Genomic DNA, 15,499 nt, shown 5'->3' with positions numbered 1-15,499 from the left:
ATTTAATTCTATATCGATGTGGAGTCAATGTGATGTCCGAATCAATTGGCGATGATGCGTTCGTGGTTAGGTCGATCCGCAAGAACGAAGGCGGAAACCTACACCTTCTCTTCCACACCGATCCGTTCGTTCCTGTACGGATACCGTTTCAATACATGACACTTTATGCTGACGATCACTACGCGGAGTCTTCGCGAGGCCAACACGTTCGCACACTCAAAGCTCTGTACCACTACTGTCAAGTTGTGGCCGAATTTGATTTGGACGCCCTCCTCATGAGCGGACGGTTGCCAAACGTAGATGTGCTTACGGGGTTCGCACGCTGGATGCGCAATGGACGAAAAGACCCCGCAAACCTCGTCGGCAGGATCGGCCTTGCCAGCGAAGATGAGGTCATCCTGCGCAACACCGTCACGGACTACATGAACCACGTAAAGCAATACCTGCACTGGGCTGCGTACACTTTTGCAAGCGGTGGCGGCTCCGAGGAGCAGATCGGAGAGCAGTTCAAAGAAGTGAAGGACTGGGTGAATCGCTACTTCAGTCGATTCACCGGTCCGCCTCGACCTTTGACCACAAAGGGTCTCGATAAAGCCCAAATGTATAGACTGAGATCAGTCGCGCGTCCTCGATCACCCAATAATCCATTTAAGAGCGAAGCAGTACAGTTTCGGAACTGGTGCATTCTCGAAATCTTGTACGCCACTGGTATGCGGCGCGGCGAGTTGCTTTCTGCACTCTCCTCCGACATGCCTAGCATTCACAATGATCATAAATGGCTGGTCAGGAAACGCCCGGCAGATCCAAGGGACCGGCGAAATCCTCGGCCAGATGTTAAGACCAAGGAGCGAGACATCCAACTCTTGCCCCGGCATTCGGACCTGCTCAAGAAGTATGTCGACAAGTATCGATTCACGTACGCCGTCGATGCCTCTGGAATCCAGAAAAAGCGAAAACCGCCACATGACTTCTTGTTCATTAATACAGTTAATGGCGCGCCGCTATCGCTCGATTCAATCAATAAGATGCTCCTCGATTTGGAGCGAGCGGCATTCCCCAAGGAGGAGGTGGACCTGCACCCCCATATACTCAGGAATACGTACTGTAACGAGTTTATGGAGCACGCCGTCAACATAGACAAACGGACACTGAGCGAGGCGATGGAAGAGCTGCGCCGACTGTGTGGTTGGACCCTTAAATCCGACATGCCCCGCCTATATGCGGAAAAATGGATGCAAGACGCGGCGGATGAGGCGCAACGCAGCAGGCTATTGGGTCAGGAAGCACAAGATGTCGCATCAGGAAGAAGGCAGATAGGATGAGCCAACTCGCACACCGAAGCAATGTTGCCCTTCTGGATATCGGCGCCGATGAATATGACGACCAAATCCGACGGTATAACCCACCACTTGGTCTTAGCTACCGTTTCAAAAACCCTGGCACCGTCGCGGTAGGCCAAAGGCCGAACCCAGACAGAGACCCAGCGCGCGTCGACGTCAGTGGCGAAATCTGGAAATGGAGGATTAGTGGTAGCAGCATAGCCTGGGATCGGATCATCCTAATAAGCCCTCTCAAGGAGGCTATGAAGGCATTTATCTGTTACTACATTGAGAACACCTCATGGGTGTCTGCCTATCATCACTATAACAAGTTCAAGGCAATGCAGGACATTCTCAAAGATCCATCGGTTTGGCCTTGGACGCAGGAGCACGTTCTGCGCTTGTTGGCGGCACAACGGCGGCAAAATGAATTCGGCACATTCAAAAACTTCTATGTCTGGGCCGAAGATATGCACATTCCCGGCTTCGAGCGCAATATCGCCCACAGGATCAAAGACATACCTTGGCATGGGGGACGGGCAGATGATGCCAAGAGGACGCGCAAGCACGTACTCTCCTTAAGCGAGGAACGACTACTAAGGGAGACGCTAAGACAGACTGCTCCCTATGATCATAAGCCGCTTCCGGCTTCCTACTCCCCGGATGCGGCGATTTCTTTGGTCGAGGTATGCTCACTGCTCGGCTATGGAGACGGTTACCGGACCCTCTACCACGCAGATATCACCCGTATTCTCAGTATGCTAGCAGTGAAGGCTGTAGAAGGAAAAAAGGGCGAAAAGTATATCGACCGATTCTACCGAATGGGCGATGTCATTCCCGCGATCCACCGCCTACATATCGCAAACAAGCTTGATCACCTGCGCAATAACATCGCGTGCCATCTGGCGTATGCACTGGGGCCACGCGCAGCCCAAATTGCAGGCATGGATGAAGAAGGCTTTAAGAAGGTCGTAGATGACGGCGTTACGTACTACTCTATCGACGTGCCCCGTAGGAAGAAGCGGTACGAGGGAAAAGCAGCAAAGCGCCGGAAATTCCCTGCAGAGATTGGCCTTGGCCAGAAAATCGAGGAGTATATCCAGCTAAAGCGAAAAGCCGAGAATGAAGGTTTGTATGAGAGGCGCGCCTCTGGCCCGGTTCCGCTGCTTTATGCAGGTGTAGGTGATAAAGCTTACTGGCAGCCTGGAAAGCCAATGGCCAAGCCAACGCGGCCAGTGGAAGAACATGCGGCACTTTATATCGCAGCCTTCGCACGGCGCGCCGGCGTCAATAGGTCGTCAGTCGAATTTCGGGCGAACGTGGCTCAGCGCCTGGCCGACGCCGGTTATTCCGCCGAACTGATCGCAGAGGTGCTGGATCATGACCGTTTAAACCATGTCAAAGCATACGTTCAAGCGGCGCTTGGACTGAGCGAAATCCTTGAAAAAGCGCTTGCGAAACATGATGGCTACCAAGAGCATGTGGCCAAACTGCGGGGTGCCACAGCGGTCATGCCCCTAAAAAACATCACAAGGAATACAGATGTCATCAGCGGCATCGTCAATCACAAGCTTGTATCCGGGATCGGCGGATGTGACCGGCGCGCAACTGGTGGTGGGCCGTGCGACAAGGAGATAGTGTTTTCCTGTTACGGCGGCTGCAATCACTTCCATCCCTTTGATGATGTCACCGTCCACCAGCAGGTGTTGGAGGCGCTAGAAGCTGAAGTCGTCGAGATTGTGGAGGAATCGGGCTCAAATGAGCCGGTGAAGCTGGCATTCACGTTCCAAGAATCCATCCTTGACGTCAAGGCGGTCATTCAGCTTGTGGAGGAGTTCAACGATGATCAACACGAATAACACTGCGACATCGCGCCTCGATGAATTGGTCGATGAAGTCAAAATCCAGCTTGAGACCTTGATTCAGAAACGTAAAGATCTCGGCCTCAATGTCAGCATAGATTGGACCGCGCCTGTCTGGGACTTAAAGGATATTGCGCACGATCGTAACCCAGACAACGGAGCGTTAAATCTACGGTTCGAGAGAATTACCTACGTCAAGCGGAATGGCCGTATAGAGGTAATGGGAGGCAAGAGTCTGGACCGCGAGCCGCTCATGCCATGGCTGGAGAAGTTTGCAAAAGTAGCCTGCGCTTACTACTTGTGCGAAGAAAAAAAGAGCTACGCAGGGATTGATGCATACCTATATTCGTTGCGCTGGTTGAATGAGGTGGTAAGGGAGTATCCGGTAGAAGGATTGCACGACTTGCTGCCGCATCACTTCACTAAAGTTAAAGCATGGTTGGAAAAAACATCGCTGCGTGCACAGAAGAAATGGGTGACCTGTATGCGGCTTGCGTCGCTCGTCCAGCTAATAGACAAGTTCGGGCTTACCGATCAACGCGTGAAATACGTGAACCCTTATAAAAAGCCAGACGAGAAAAAGAAAGACAGGACGACTCCACCATTTGCAATGGACATGCTGTACCACTGCATTAACAACCCTATTGATGACAACGAGCGCATCCTAATGGAACTGCTACGCCTTCATGTGGCAGCAGGGGATCGCGCGGGCGAGACACAGACAATTCCAACCGATTCCTTCTTTAATGATAAGGGCGGAACACTGGTGAAACTGGATCGCGAGACCGAAGCAAGGGGGCACAACTACGGCTTGCGTTATCTACGCGAAAAAGCGGATGGCGGCGTCGAGATCAAGCCCTTGGACAAAGGTGCCTACGAGAATGTAAAAATCGCAGTGGATGCCTTGAACCGCCTGTGTGCGCCAGCACGAGCAAGAGCCAAGCTTCTAGCGGACATGCCAGGTCGTTTCCCTCTACCGAAGGATCTAGGTGGAACGGAGTTCTACTCGCCAAGAGAGTTCCTCACGAGGGAGTGCCTCGAAGAGGTCATCGGTAAAACGGATGTTTGGACGTGGTTAAAGAAGAACAACGTCAAAAAATATACTCCCATGGAGGCGCGAGCCCAAGGATGGGCGGGAAAAATCAAGTCATCTCAAATGTATCTGGTTCTGGTCGCCGATGTCGAGCGTGCATGCCTTTCTTTGATGGATGACCTGGTGGTGTTGCGCCATCGGGACGGCACCCCGAAGGTTTGGATGCACGACTTGCTTTGCGTGGTGTTTGAGGATCAACTGAGCTTCGCCGGGAAGTACACGGTGCGTACATTATTCCCTAAATTAGTCAAGCGCGACAAGCTCCATGCAGAACTTGGGAATGCTAACAACAGTTCAAACATCTTTACGCGAAGGGGATTGACTCTTCCGGACGGTAGCCCAATAAAGATCAGGACGCACCAGCCTCGCCATACGCGAAACAGATTCCTTGATGAGGCAGGACTGTCTCCAATTCAGCAAGCACATGCAATGGGGCGCGACCCTATCCAGAATGAGTACTACCAAGGCGGCAGCGATATCACCATCGTCCAGAAATCTCACCTAGATCGGCTTAAAAAAGCTGAACATACAGCTAGGACTGCCATCGTCAAAGATGCAGTCCGCGCGAGGTTGATAGAGGGAGCCATTACTGAGGCATACCACCGGTTGAGAGACCTAAGCGTGATCAAAGCGGAGGAATTCCTTGAGGATCAAATCGGTCAAGTCCTAGTAACTCGTTTCGGCGCATGCACAAATGAATGGTCCGGGCAGTCATGCCCGAAACACAACAAGTGCTTCAAACGCTGCAAGTCATATCACGTCACTGGGGTAGATTCCGAGCGTATCCAGTTAGAGAAGGAGCTCAGCATTCAACGCAAGCACCGAGCAAAAGTAAAAGAACTCGCAGAAGAAAAGGTCTACAGGGCTGATACCGCTTTGCATGGTCTGGATACAGAGATCGAAGCTATCGAAGAGGCTTTGGCGCAGTGGGCGCGTGCTGCTGCCAAACGCAAAGAGTTGGAAGGGAAAGCCGGCGTGCTGGGCCACATCCCCGTCAGCGTGCAGGTCTACCCAGACGGTGAGTCACATTACAAGGAAGTGAAGCGTCCGCGTGGCAATGCGGACGGAATAGGAGTTTGATCGTGCCAGCAGCCAAAGCAGCAAGTCGTAAAGAGCAGGTCGTGCGCAAGCGGACACCGACGCCAATGATTCGGCCGAAGGTTCAGGAGGTACTGGCTAAGGTGGTGCGGGAAGACGAATTTCCGTCGCGCCGAGAGATCGCCGATCGCGCCGGCATTAGCCAGCAAACGCTCTACAACCACGCGCTGGACCTTGTTGAGGAGGCGGAGTCGGTGTGGGCGAAGGAGCACTCGCCGCAGATTCAGCCGGAACCAAAGCGTAGGGAGGAGGAAATCCTCCGCCAGAAGAACGAGGAAATCGCGCGCCTTGAACGGCAACTGAACGATGTAACCCAGCGTATGACTTGGATGCTTAAGGCAGTCCAGCAGTACGCGCCCAAGGCCCTACCAAGGATCACGGAAGTTCTACTCCCGAACTACCGCCCTGACAAGGAGTCTGACAATGGCTGACAGCTATCACAAGTTGGAAGCGTGGATCATCTCAAAGAAAGAGCCGAGTACCGGCAAGGTGCGCACCGGCGCCGACGGCAATCCCGACTTGACAGGGATTGAGTTGAACAACAACAACGGGACTATCAACCGGACCTGGCTCGCCAAGCATCTGCAGATCTACGATCGCTCTGCGTTCAAGACGGCTCGCTGCACTCAAGCCATCAAGGCGTTCGAGAAGGAATTGGGCATCCACGCGCCTTCCGGGAAAAAGCCCAAGCTCATGACGGCATCACAGGAGCAGCTTGAACGCATGAAGGCGGAAAAGGAAAAGCTCGCCAACAAGCTGCTGCAAGTCAGCGCCAACCTCAAGGAGGCCCAGAAGGAAATCCAGGAGCGAAACCGTCAGCTTAAGCAGTACGCCGAGATTCGCCGCTTCCAGCTTGAGACTGGACGCAATGTGCCAGGGCTGCATGTGGTGGCACTGCGCCAGGAGGAAAAGTAATGTCCTCGCTTGCCCTCGCGTCTGATCATGGCAATGCATCCGTCACCTTGAGCGTCCGGTCGGTTAGGTGGTTCCACCCTGTCAAGGGAGCGATCTTTAGTGGGTATGACGCCAGCGGTCTGCTGCAGGTCGTCCGTGTAGCCCCAGGCCGGTGTTCATCGGTTGGGCGCAAGTTTGAGAAGGGAGAAATCTGGCACGTTGACGGCGTATGGGAACGCTACAACGATACCAACCAGATCCTCGCAGATAAGTGTTCGCTTTTGAAGCCCGTTCATGGGCGCTTGCTGGTCAACTACCTAAAAGAGACGTTTGCCGGCGTTGGCCCCAAGCGCGCACAGAAGTTGTTCAACCACTTTGACCAGCGCGGCATCAGCCTGGCCGACGTGCTGGATACCAGGGATATCACAGCATTGCTTGATGTCCTGCCAAGTGCTGAGGTGGCCGAGCAGTTGGTCGAACAGTGGCACGATAAGATGGCAGAAACGCAAGTCATTCGCGGCCTGGAAGCGCTCGGGCTACCAACGAAGCTCGCCAACAAACTCATTGCGCTATGGGGAGACCAGGCGCTTGCCGTTATCGACGCCAACCCCTACTTCCTTCTCGCACTGATCGGCTGGAGCAAAGTTGACCGAATTGCGCACCAGCACGGCATTAGCGCCCGCGATGAACGGCGCTTGATTGGAGCGGTGGAAGCGGCCCTCTACCGGCGATTGGATGACAAGCATACCTTGACCGCGCATGTGCCGCTTCGCACTCGCGTCATTAACCTCCTGAACGAAACGGTAGCCGGCCATCTTTGGTCGCGCGCCGGCGTGAAGACTGGCGAGGATGCAATCGCGCTCGCGCTTAACGCCGGCGTGGCAACCGGGGACCGGACGACCGGCTACCAGTCCGCAAGCACTGCCCATATGGAGCGGCAACTGAGGGACCGCATCAAAACCATGATTCAGGGTGAGAGGCCGGTGCAGCAAGTCCTCTTCAACATGGAGGGCGAGGTGCAGGGCGACGTGTGGCGACAGCTAGAGGAGACCCTGTTCGACGGGTACTATCTGCGCGACATGTTTGTCCTGTATGAGCAGTCGAACCCCAAGCTTACGCAACAGCAGAAGGATGCCGTCGCTGCAGTCATTGAGCGCCAGATCGTCATCCTTACTGGCGGGGCCGGTACGGGGAAAACGTCTGTTATGCGTGTCATACATGAGGTGGTGCGCGGCAAAGGCTGCACGATCCATCAGATGGCGCTTACTGGTAGAGCGAAGGAGCGTATGCGGGAGGCAACCGGGTACGACGCAACGACTATCGCCAAGTTCCTCCGCGATGTGCGCTTGAAGAAGATTACGGTGACGCACAACGATCTCGTGATTGTGGATGAGGGGAGCATGATCGGCCTCTCCACGCTGTACCAGATCGTCGATGTTTTGCCCGAGGGGACCCACTTGCTTCTTGTTGGCGACCCAGGACAACTGCCGCCGATTGAGTTTGGGCTGACCTTCCATGTCCTAGCCAGCGCCGACAGCGCAGCACCGAAAATCGAACTCACGAAGGTTCACCGCCAGGCCGCAGAAACAGGCATTCCGCAGATCGCCGCAGATGTGCGGAACGGTATCGTGCCCACAATAGGCGAATACCAAGGGCTGCGCGACGGTATCAGCTTCGTGCAATGCGAGCCGGGAGAAATGGTTAATCGCATGTTCGAAATACTTAATGAACTTGGCGGCATCAGTGATGCCCAGATCGTGGGCGCTGTGAAGGGCGGCAAGGCCGGCACTCTGATAACGAACCGCCGCTTCCATCAATGGCTCGCAGAGAGCCGATGCCGAGAAGTTCTGATGGGCGAACAGTTTGCCGTTGGCGATCCGGTCATCTACCTTGAGAACGACATCGACCGTGATTTGTACAACGGCACGCTCGGCGTCATCACCGGGATCGGTCGCGACGATACGAACCCGGGTCTATTCTGCCGATTCGAGGGCAAGGACTATGTGGACTTCATCGGGACAGAATACCTGTACAAAATGGCTTTGGCATATGCGGTGACGACGCACAAGGCGCAAGGAAGCCAGTTCAAGCGCGTGATCATTCCAATCTTGAAGTCGCGGCTGCTTGACCGGACGATGCTCTACACGGCCTTGACGCGAGCGCGCCAACAAGTGGTGTTCGTTGGCGACCGGCGACTGTTTGATGAGGCAGTCAGCGCGCAAGCAAGCGCACTGTTGCGTGAGGTGGGCTTCAGAATTTAAGTACGTTTATCAAAACCTGACTTGCCAAGAAAGCAATGCAGGCCGTACACTGAGCCTTACGAACGGCCGGGTTCGGCCAGTAGCAGACATGGAACCCGGCCACTGCGGAGTGTGTTGCCAACCGTCTGGCCCCCGAATCCCGCAGTGAAGACCCGCTGCTGTTTCGTCTAAGCAATAGGGTCGGGACAGCGGCCGTGTCGGAAATGGGGACCTTGCTCACGCAGGCGTTTGCCGAAGTGCTCCAGACTGCTGGCAAGACCCGGCGCGCGTTCCTGGTCATCGACGAGGCCGATTCGCTGGCGGCCGTCAGGTATGGCCGGGGTCTATTCGGTCAAGACCCTGTCGACAATAGCGTAGCTCCACATCGGTTTCGGCTTGCTTGCGTAGCAGCACGGTTTGTTCCTGGAGTAGCTCTTGTACACGCCGCTCCGCGGCTTCCAGATTCGACTGGAGCAACGACTCTCTACCGAGGCTGACTGCCAACTGCGTTTCCGATGCGCGAGCTTGCTCGGAAAGGGTGTCATTGGTGTGCTGGACACGCTCCTGCATCGCTCGGCTTTGCACCAAGTCTGATTCGTATCGACCGATGGTTTGCTCCATGTTGATGGATGTTCGTCGAAGCTCCTCGGCAGCTTCCTGCAGCTTCGCATGCTCTGCAGTCAGTTGATTGTGCGCGTTACTCAACTGGTCGAACTTGGCATTCGCGGCAGCAACCTCGGTTTGCGCTTGAGAGAGCTGGTCGCGTAGCAGCATCGTGGCGTGCGCTGCCTCGGCGAGCTGGGTGTCGCTGCGCTCGCGTTCCCTTTCCCATCGCGCTTGCGTGGCCGCCTGAAAATGCTCGAATTGTTGGCGGCCCAAACTGAGCTGCTCTTGCAAATTGGCGATGTCGGCGTGGCGTTCTTCCAGGTGTTGCTGAAGCAATGCTTGGGCCAGCGCGTGTTTTTCACGTTCGACTTGCTCAACGTCGAGCTGCCGCCGCAGCGAAGCGAGATCATCCGACGCGCGCGCAAGTTCCTGGGTCCGCGCATCGCATAGTGCGCTGCATTGCGCCAACTGTGCAGTGATCGTGCTGACCGCGTTCTCCAGTTCCTCGATGCGCGATTGCGCCTCTTGCTTCGTCGTGGCGAGTGCTTCATCGAAGCGTTGGCGGGTGTCTTCATATAAACGCCGCACGGCGTCGAGCAGGTCAGGCGGCAGGCGGTCACCTGCAGCGTTGGCAGTACCGGTCAGCTCGTCTTTCCAACGTTTTAGCAGGGGAGCGATCGTGCTCTTGCTGCCGGATCCGAGCACAGCACGGACGCCATCGACAGTCGGATTTTCTCCACGATCCAATAGCCCCAGTGCGGCCTTGGCAACTTGCGAGTAGTCAATTCCAGCTCGGCCCATTTTCCGACACCTTTCGTAACGTAGTACATAATATGTAATAGTACGTTAAAACCCGTGCCCGCCGGGTCGTATGTGCTTTCTTTCTGACCCCCGATAATGCAATTTATCGCGGGTTAGGGGCAGGGAGTGCTACACTTGACTGTACTGTCTGTGGTTTGGAGTTTCCATGTCATCTACGCTCGCTCCCCTTGAAACATTGCCTGGGCCGGACATCACAGCTACCGGCAGTTCCTCCGACGAGCTTGCGCTCAGGGAGAAACATGCAGGTTTTCTCGAGTCGGCAACGTCGGCCAACACGCGCCGCACTTACCAGAGTGCGATCCGTCACTACCTGTCGTGGGGTGGAAGACTGCCCGCAGACGAGAGCATGGTGATCCGCTATATGCTGGCGTGCGCCGAGATCCATAACCCTCGAACGGTCGCCCTGCGAATCACAGCGTTGTCGCGTTGGCACGTCCATCAGGATTTCCGTGATCCAACCGCGACCGCGACAGTCCGCAAAACGCTGCTGGGCATCTCGCGCAAGAACGGAAAACCGAAACGCCAGGCGAGGGCGCTGCCCGTTGAAGATCTCGATCGTATTTCGTCCGCCTTGATCAAAAGCGACGCCCTCCGCGCAGTTCGCGATAACGCATTGCTTCAGGTCGGTTTCTTTGGCGGATTTCGACGCAGTGAACTGGTCGACATTTACATCGAGCACCTCGGTTGGGAGAGGGAAGGGCTAACGATTCTCTTGCCTAGATCAAAAACCGACCAGACAGGGCAGGGCATCCTAAAAGCTTTGCCATTCGGTCGCGGACAGCGTTGCCCTGTACGCGCCCTTCAGGCATGGCTGGAACGCGCCGCTATCTCCGAGGGGCCCGTGTTTCGTGCTATTTCACGGTGGGGGCAGATCCAAGAGACGGCGCTGCATGCATCGAGCGTCAACGAGATACTTTCAGCTGCTGCAGAGTTGGCGGGCCTGAATTACACCCCCTCGTTATCGAGTCATAGCCTGCGTCGAGGCATGGCCACAAGCGCGCGTCGTGCCGGCGCAGGATTCAAGGAAATCAAGAAGCAGGGCGGATGGCGCCATGACGGCACAGTACACGGGTACATCGAAGAAGCGGATCGCTTTTTGGAGAACGCCGTTAACGTGTTATTGAATGGCAACGTCGACGGTGCGCCAGAAGAGGCGTCACCCGAAAGGTTCGATGGATAGTGCTGAGCATTGGGCTGGCGCCCGGTTCCTTCCTGGTTTCCGAAAACAGCTACGCCAAGACGGGGCACGGCGACCTCCATCAGGTTCATTTCCATTGCTTCTTCTCTGGGGAAGGTTGATCGCGAGGACTTGTCGGATGCTCGGGCGCGGCGGGTGAACGCCTTATCCACGTATCGATCGTACGTCGCCGCCAAGAGGAGTCTAGTCGAGGCCAACCTGGTAACTTGCGGCCAAACTCGTTTATTGGTTTCTCTACGCTTGTACGGTGTGCACGAGCCCCCGATCAGCGAAGCCTTCTATTTCGTGTCGGCTGTTTTGGCTTCGCTGCATTTTGCCTCCGACCTTCAACAACGCCTGGGGGGCATGACTCTACTTCGCTAAAGAGTTCAGACAGCGTCACCTGGAGGACGTAGCAAAGGGTGGCGAGCGTCAGAACAGAAGGGTTGGCAAGCCCCCGCTCGATGTCCGACACAAACGTCCGGTTAATCTCGGCGGCAAACGCAAGTTCTGCCTGGCTCATGCCCGCGGCAATACGTAATCGTTTTAAATTGTCGCCAACCGACCTAAAGACCGGATTTTTCTCGAAGGATTCGTGTTCTGGCGTAGATGTCATGGGGCAAATGATGCCTGTTGCACGCGCAACAAGCGACATGCCATACACGACGTATCTACGCATGGTATACACGACAAAGCAATGTCGTGTATATTCCTATAGTGCGGCGCGCCATGGCCTTCTGGCAGTAGGCTGTGCTTCGGATTCGTTTCGTGCTGCGTACTTCAATTCGCTGGTCAAGCCTGAACGTTGTCAGGCGGCGCTATACCTTGATTAATCGAGATCACACATGTTTCACGCTTACCAGAACGAAGAATATGCAGATCGTATCGACGTTCTCCGGAGGTTGTTCGATCAGCCTGGGCTGCACATGTACCAGTTCGTCGAGCTTCCAGTTAACACCCATTTGTTCCACGTCGATGTCGCCCCGGTCAGCGAGGAAAGCAGGTGGCAGCGCTTCATTTTCGAAAACCCTGCAACCATTTTTGAGTTTGCTGAAGCCGAAGAAATTGTCGACTTCCATATTCATCTTCAGACAAGGCGCATGCCTGGCTCGGACTACCAGCTGAAGCGCGTGGTCGAGATTTCGATAGGAAGCGCAACCAGCGGCGAACTCGTGTACGTATTCTCTTGTGCAGATGGCTCGACCGAAATTAGTGGTTTCAGCGGGTTGAGTCTCGGCGATATCGTCCGTAAGGCGCCTGTTTGGCGCCAACCAAGTATCGCCGAATAAAGGGCAAGCAGAACGCAGAATGCGCCCCGGCGACGGCGACGGCGACGGCGACGGCTAGGGCGATGTGGAGGTCGGCCGCGATTCAAGCGCCGCCAGCGTTTGATGCCTTGAGCGCTGCCCGTGCTTGGCGCTTGGTTTAAGCGATCGATATCGGCCACGCTAGTTACTGATTTATGCGCGTTGTCTCGAGGCGACCAGGTAGAGCACAGCCTGATTTGAGAGGGAACTCAGCAAGATGATTGGAAGTGTGCGGAACTATGATGCTTTCAGCAACGGTGTTCAATATGCAAGGCTGACGCAATTGACGCAGGTATGCGACATTTGCGCTTGGTGATCCATGCGCGGTCGATCCCTTAGTTCTTAAATGCAGTGGAACGAGCGTACAGACGTGTGTTGATACTTCTGCAATATTGCGTCTAACGTAGCGCATACCAGTTTTCCCAATCCTGGAAACGGGCAGGGTAGTGAGACCATTTAACTGTGCGCTGACAGTCCTTCAAGCCTTGGAAAATTGCTCTTAGCAAAGACAGGGAAATCCGCAATGAAGGCAGCAATCAAAAAGGTTTTCGAAGGCGGTGACTGGCTCATGGCAGACGAGATCGATCATCATCAGGAGGGGGGCTCACAGGTGATATCGAACCTCGCAGGCGAATGGAAGCGCTGCGGACGTGTGTTTAGTGTCACCTACGAAGGCGAGGAATATTTCGCTCGATATCAGTTCGATTCCTTATATCGCCCCTTAGCAGTCATCAAAGAGGTTCTACAAGCCTTCGGACAGTACGACGATGCCTGGTCTGTTGCAGCATGGTTTTACTTTCCCAACGCTTGGATTGCAGTAGATAGCGTCAATGGGCCGTTTCCTGTATCGCCAAAAGACGCGTTAGGGCGAGTTGACGAGATCATCAACGCTGCACGCCAGCGTAAAGGAACATACGTGGCATGACTTCGAGAGCGTTGAGTAGCGCGGTCGGACATTGAGCAAGTGACGACCGCAAGGGTTCTTGATTTTTCTAGCGCGTCACGGCGGAGGCTGCTGCGCTCGATCATCGTCTTCGCCTGCCTGATGGAAGGCCTGTTCTTCTACGTCGGCTTCACCCAGATCCTGGCGCTCGGTCGTCAAAATAAAATGACCGGCGCCGCCGAGCAGTACCAGTACATCCTGCGCGACGAGTGCATGCACTGCAACTTCGGCATCGACCTGATCAACACGATCAAGATGGAAAACCCGCAACTGTGGACCGCCGAGTTCAAGGAAGAGATCAAGCAGTTGTTCCTGAAGGCCGTCGAGCTCGAATACCGCTACGCCAAAGACACCATGCCGCGCGGCGTGCTGGGCCTGAACGCCCCGATGTTCAAGGGTTACCTGCGCCTCATCGCCAACCGCCGCGCCGTCCAGATCGGCCTGGACGCGCTGCTCCCGAACGAGGAAAACTCCTTCCCGTGGATGAGCGAGATGATCGACCTGAAGAAGGAGCGTAACTTCTTCGAGACCCACGTGACCGAGTATCAGACCGGTGGTATGCTGCGCTGGGATTAATACCCACTGTCGACTTCGTTAGGCTTTGCGCGAAGCCGTTAACTGTACCCGCTTCTGGAAAGGCGTGCTCTCCAGCGCCGTACTACCGAGCAAACTAACCCACATTTTCTGCGGAGAACGCGCCTTAGCAAGGGCGAAAGCCAAGGCCGCGACGCCGTTCCACTGGACTACGCGATAATTGTAGCGCCGTGAGGTTTGCCGGTCTGAAAGCCCTTCCAAGTCAACTACCAGTTCCAAACGCATTCGATCCTTCCCCCATGTCGCTGCCATGAAAGCAGTCCGGCCGCATTCAAACTGCTCACTCCCATCTACCGGCCTTCGACAGCTACTCTCGAGTTAGTATCAATTCGTCCTCCCAAAATACACAGATTTGACCTGATCGGCTAATTTGTGGCCACGGCGATTGTTAGTCTTCGACTTCAGGCAGCCTGTCCTTGGCGTCTTTCACGTCCGACTGCGGCCGGCGTCCGGTTGCCAAGAGCAGAGTGCGGACGCTCATTGTTATAGAAGTGCCGCCATTTCTCAATGATCAGCTTGGCTTCTTGCCGGCTGACGAACCACTCCCGGTTCAGGCATTCGTCACGCAGCTTGCCGTTGAAGCTCTCGACGAAGCCGTTCTGCCACGGACTGCCTGGCTTGATGTAGGCCGGCCCGATGTTCTGGTCGCGCAGCCATTTCATGACAGCCGTGGCGGTGAATTCAGCGCCGTTGTCCGAGCGGATGAAGGCCGGCTTGCCATAGATGCGCATCCGCCTGGACAGCGTCAGGATGACGTCCTGGCTGCGCAACGATTTGCCGACTTCAATGGCCAGGCATTCGCGCGTGTTTTCGTCCAGGACGCATAGCATCTTGAGCGGTCCACCGTTGGCCAGTTGGTCGTGCACGAAATCATATGTCCACACGCCGTTGGGCGCAGTCGAACCAGGGATGCGTATGTCGCTGCCACAGCGGCGTTTTCTCGGGCGGCGCTTGGGCAGGTTCAGCCCCAGCTTGCTCCACAGCCGCCATACACGGCTTACCTTCGTGTCCGTCATCACTGCGATGCGCCGATAGCCAAACCGTGGATAACGGCCCGACGCTTCCATCAGCTGTGCTCCCAGCGCCTGATCCTTGGCCGACCGCTTCAGCTCATAATTGCCCACGCGTCGACTTACCCCGGCAAATCGGCAGGCTACGCGCTCGGATAAGCCTTTGCTCTTCAGGATCTCAAGCGCTTGCCTTCTGGCTGCCGGGGTTACCATTTTTTTCCGGCGATCTCCTTCAGTCCTTCGATCGCCAGCAACTGCTCAGCCAACAGCTTTTTCAACTTCGCGTTCTCGGCCTCCAGGTCTTTCAGCCGGCGCGCTTCCGGCACCGTCATCCCGTTGTACTTGTTCCGCCACCGGAAAAAGGTCTGCTCGGTAATGTTGTGCTTCCTGCAGAGATCGCGGATGACTACGCCATCAACCTCGCCCTGGCGCAGGATCCCAATGATCTGCTCTTCGGTAAAACGTTTCTTCATCTAGCCTCCATGTATAAAAATAACATGAAGACTAACTATCCAGTTGGCTACAAAATTCCGA

General features: G+C 55.3%; 13 protein-coding genes and 2 pseudogenes. 11 read left to right on the top strand and 4 right to left on the bottom strand.

Annotated elements, in window-relative coordinates; translation table 11 throughout:
* The first annotated feature begins 32 nt into the window (after window positions 1-32).
* From AB4Z32_RS20975 to AB4Z32_RS20950, 6 genes and pseudogenes are all read left to right on the top strand, one after another.
* Window positions 33-1,322 carry a tyrosine-type recombinase/integrase gene (locus tag AB4Z32_RS20975; RefSeq protein ID WP_442123807.1) on the top strand — a complete coding sequence of 430 codons (1,290 nt, stop codon included), beginning with the start codon at window positions 33-35 and terminating at the stop codon, window positions 1,320-1,322.
* Window positions 1,319-3,178, top strand: a complete 1,860-nt coding sequence (locus AB4Z32_RS20970; RefSeq protein ID WP_442123806.1) for a tyrosine-type recombinase/integrase — start codon at window positions 1,319-1,321, stop codon at window positions 3,176-3,178. The genes AB4Z32_RS20975 and AB4Z32_RS20970 overlap by 4 nt, the downstream gene beginning before the upstream one ends.
* Complete coding sequence (locus AB4Z32_RS20965; RefSeq protein WP_442123805.1) at window positions 3,162-5,354, top strand: hypothetical protein; 2,193 nt, start codon at window positions 3,162-3,164, stop codon at window positions 5,352-5,354. Before AB4Z32_RS20970 ends, AB4Z32_RS20965 begins: the two co-directional genes overlap by 17 nt.
* Window positions 5,355-5,356: 2 nt before the next feature.
* Window positions 5,357-5,803 carry a hypothetical protein gene (locus AB4Z32_RS20960; protein WP_442123804.1) on the top strand — a complete coding sequence of 149 codons (447 nt, stop codon included), beginning with the start codon at window positions 5,357-5,359 and terminating at the stop codon, window positions 5,801-5,803.
* Window positions 5,796-6,287, top strand: a complete 492-nt coding sequence (locus tag AB4Z32_RS20955) for a hypothetical protein (protein WP_442123803.1) — start codon at window positions 5,796-5,798, stop codon at window positions 6,285-6,287. Before AB4Z32_RS20960 ends, AB4Z32_RS20955 begins: the two co-directional genes overlap by 8 nt.
* Window positions 6,287-7,900: pseudogene (locus AB4Z32_RS20950) on the top strand (AAA family ATPase); the annotation flags it as partial. The gene AB4Z32_RS20955 and the pseudogene AB4Z32_RS20950, both read left to right, overlap by 1 nt.
* Here AB4Z32_RS20950 and AB4Z32_RS20945 read toward each other — a convergent pair.
* The gene (locus AB4Z32_RS20945; protein ID WP_442123819.1) at window positions 7,787-8,143 is read right to left on the bottom strand and encodes a hypothetical protein; all 357 of its coding nucleotides are present in this window, start codon (window positions 8,141-8,143) and stop codon (window positions 7,787-7,789) included. The pseudogene AB4Z32_RS20950 and the gene AB4Z32_RS20945 overlap by 114 nt on opposite strands.
* Between AB4Z32_RS20945 and AB4Z32_RS20940 the strand changes: the two genes are divergently transcribed.
* Window positions 8,117-8,527, top strand: a complete 411-nt coding sequence (locus AB4Z32_RS20940; RefSeq protein WP_442123818.1) for an ATP-binding domain-containing protein — start codon at window positions 8,117-8,119, stop codon at window positions 8,525-8,527. The genes AB4Z32_RS20945 and AB4Z32_RS20940 overlap by 27 nt on opposite strands.
* Before the next feature lie 306 nt (window positions 8,528-8,833).
* Here AB4Z32_RS20940 and AB4Z32_RS20935 read toward each other — a convergent pair whose 3' ends face one another.
* Complete coding sequence (locus AB4Z32_RS20935) at window positions 8,834-9,913, bottom strand: DNA-binding protein (RefSeq protein ID WP_442123802.1); 1,080 nt, start codon at window positions 9,911-9,913, stop codon at window positions 8,834-8,836.
* Between the two features lie 166 nt (window positions 9,914-10,079).
* Between AB4Z32_RS20935 and AB4Z32_RS20930 the strand changes: the two genes are divergently transcribed.
* Window positions 10,080-11,114: a site-specific integrase gene (locus AB4Z32_RS20930; protein ID WP_442123801.1), complete on the top strand. Its 1,035-nt coding sequence runs from the start codon at window positions 10,080-10,082 to the stop codon at window positions 11,112-11,114.
* Between the two features lie 283 nt (window positions 11,115-11,397).
* On the opposite strand, the gene AB4Z32_RS20925 is transcribed toward AB4Z32_RS20930, so the two are convergent.
* On the bottom strand, window positions 11,398-11,790 hold the full coding sequence (locus AB4Z32_RS20925; RefSeq protein ID WP_442123800.1) for a helix-turn-helix domain-containing protein: 393 nt from the start codon (window positions 11,788-11,790) through the stop codon (window positions 11,398-11,400).
* Window positions 11,791-11,956: 166 nt separating this feature from the next.
* Here AB4Z32_RS20925 and AB4Z32_RS20920 point away from each other — a divergent pair, with 166 nt between their 5' ends.
* The 3 genes and pseudogenes from AB4Z32_RS20920 to AB4Z32_RS20910 form a co-directional block, all read left to right on the top strand.
* On the top strand, window positions 11,957-12,400 hold the full coding sequence (locus AB4Z32_RS20920; RefSeq protein WP_442123799.1) for a hypothetical protein: 444 nt from the start codon (window positions 11,957-11,959) through the stop codon (window positions 12,398-12,400).
* A gap of 541 nt (window positions 12,401-12,941) precedes the next feature.
* Window positions 12,942-13,343 (top strand): hypothetical protein, encoded by a 402-nt coding sequence (locus AB4Z32_RS20915; RefSeq protein ID WP_442123798.1) that lies wholly within the window; start codon window positions 12,942-12,944, stop codon window positions 13,341-13,343.
* Window positions 13,344-13,424: 81 nt separating this feature from the next.
* Window positions 13,425-13,937 (top strand): annotated as a pseudogene (locus tag AB4Z32_RS20910) (ribonucleotide-diphosphate reductase subunit beta); the annotation flags it as partial.
* Window positions 13,938-14,356: 419 nt separating this feature from the next.
* On the opposite strand, the gene AB4Z32_RS20905 reads toward AB4Z32_RS20910, so the two are convergent.
* Window positions 14,357-15,438 (bottom strand): IS3 family transposase gene (locus AB4Z32_RS20905; RefSeq protein ID WP_442123797.1). Its coding sequence is split into 2 segments (ribosomal slippage): window positions 14,357-15,189 and window positions 15,189-15,438, totalling 1,083 coding nucleotides; the frame shifts between segments, so codons are not numbered across the junction.
* Between the last annotated feature and the right edge of the window lie 61 nt (window positions 15,439-15,499).

This window comes from Massilia sp. 2TAF26, assembly GCF_052115005.1.
In the GTDB taxonomy this organism is placed as follows: Bacteria; Pseudomonadota; Gammaproteobacteria; order Burkholderiales; family Burkholderiaceae_D; genus Telluria.
Note: the sequence above shows the minus strand (reverse complement) of the source record. Positions and strands in the feature narration are given on the sequence as shown.

What these genes read in the sequence shown, in the direction of transcription:
- AB4Z32_RS20975 (WP_442123807.1), top strand. Translation starts at nt 33, where the DNA reads ATGTCCGAATCAATTGGCGATGATGCGTTCGTGGTTAGGTCGATCCGC.
- AB4Z32_RS20970 (WP_442123806.1), top strand. Translation starts at nt 1,319, where the DNA reads ATGAGCCAACTCGCACACCGAAGCAATGTTGCCCTTCTGGATATCGGC.
- AB4Z32_RS20965 (WP_442123805.1), top strand. Translation starts at nt 3,162, where the DNA reads ATGATCAACACGAATAACACTGCGACATCGCGCCTCGATGAATTGGTC.
- AB4Z32_RS20955 (WP_442123803.1), top strand. Translation starts at nt 5,796, where the DNA reads ATGGCTGACAGCTATCACAAGTTGGAAGCGTGGATCATCTCAAAGAAA.
- AB4Z32_RS20940 (WP_442123818.1), top strand. Translation starts at nt 8,117, where the DNA reads ATGGGCGAACAGTTTGCCGTTGGCGATCCGGTCATCTACCTTGAGAAC.
- AB4Z32_RS20935 (WP_442123802.1), bottom strand. Translation starts at nt 9,913, where the DNA reads ATGGGCCGAGCTGGAATTGACTACTCGCAAGTTGCCAAGGCCGCACTG.
- AB4Z32_RS20930 (WP_442123801.1), top strand. Translation starts at nt 10,080, where the DNA reads ATGTCATCTACGCTCGCTCCCCTTGAAACATTGCCTGGGCCGGACATC.
- AB4Z32_RS20925 (WP_442123800.1), bottom strand. Translation starts at nt 11,790, where the DNA reads ATGCGTAGATACGTCGTGTATGGCATGTCGCTTGTTGCGCGTGCAACA.
- AB4Z32_RS20920 (WP_442123799.1), top strand. Translation starts at nt 11,957, where the DNA reads ATGTTTCACGCTTACCAGAACGAAGAATATGCAGATCGTATCGACGTT.
- AB4Z32_RS20915 (WP_442123798.1), top strand. Translation starts at nt 12,942, where the DNA reads ATGAAGGCAGCAATCAAAAAGGTTTTCGAAGGCGGTGACTGGCTCATG.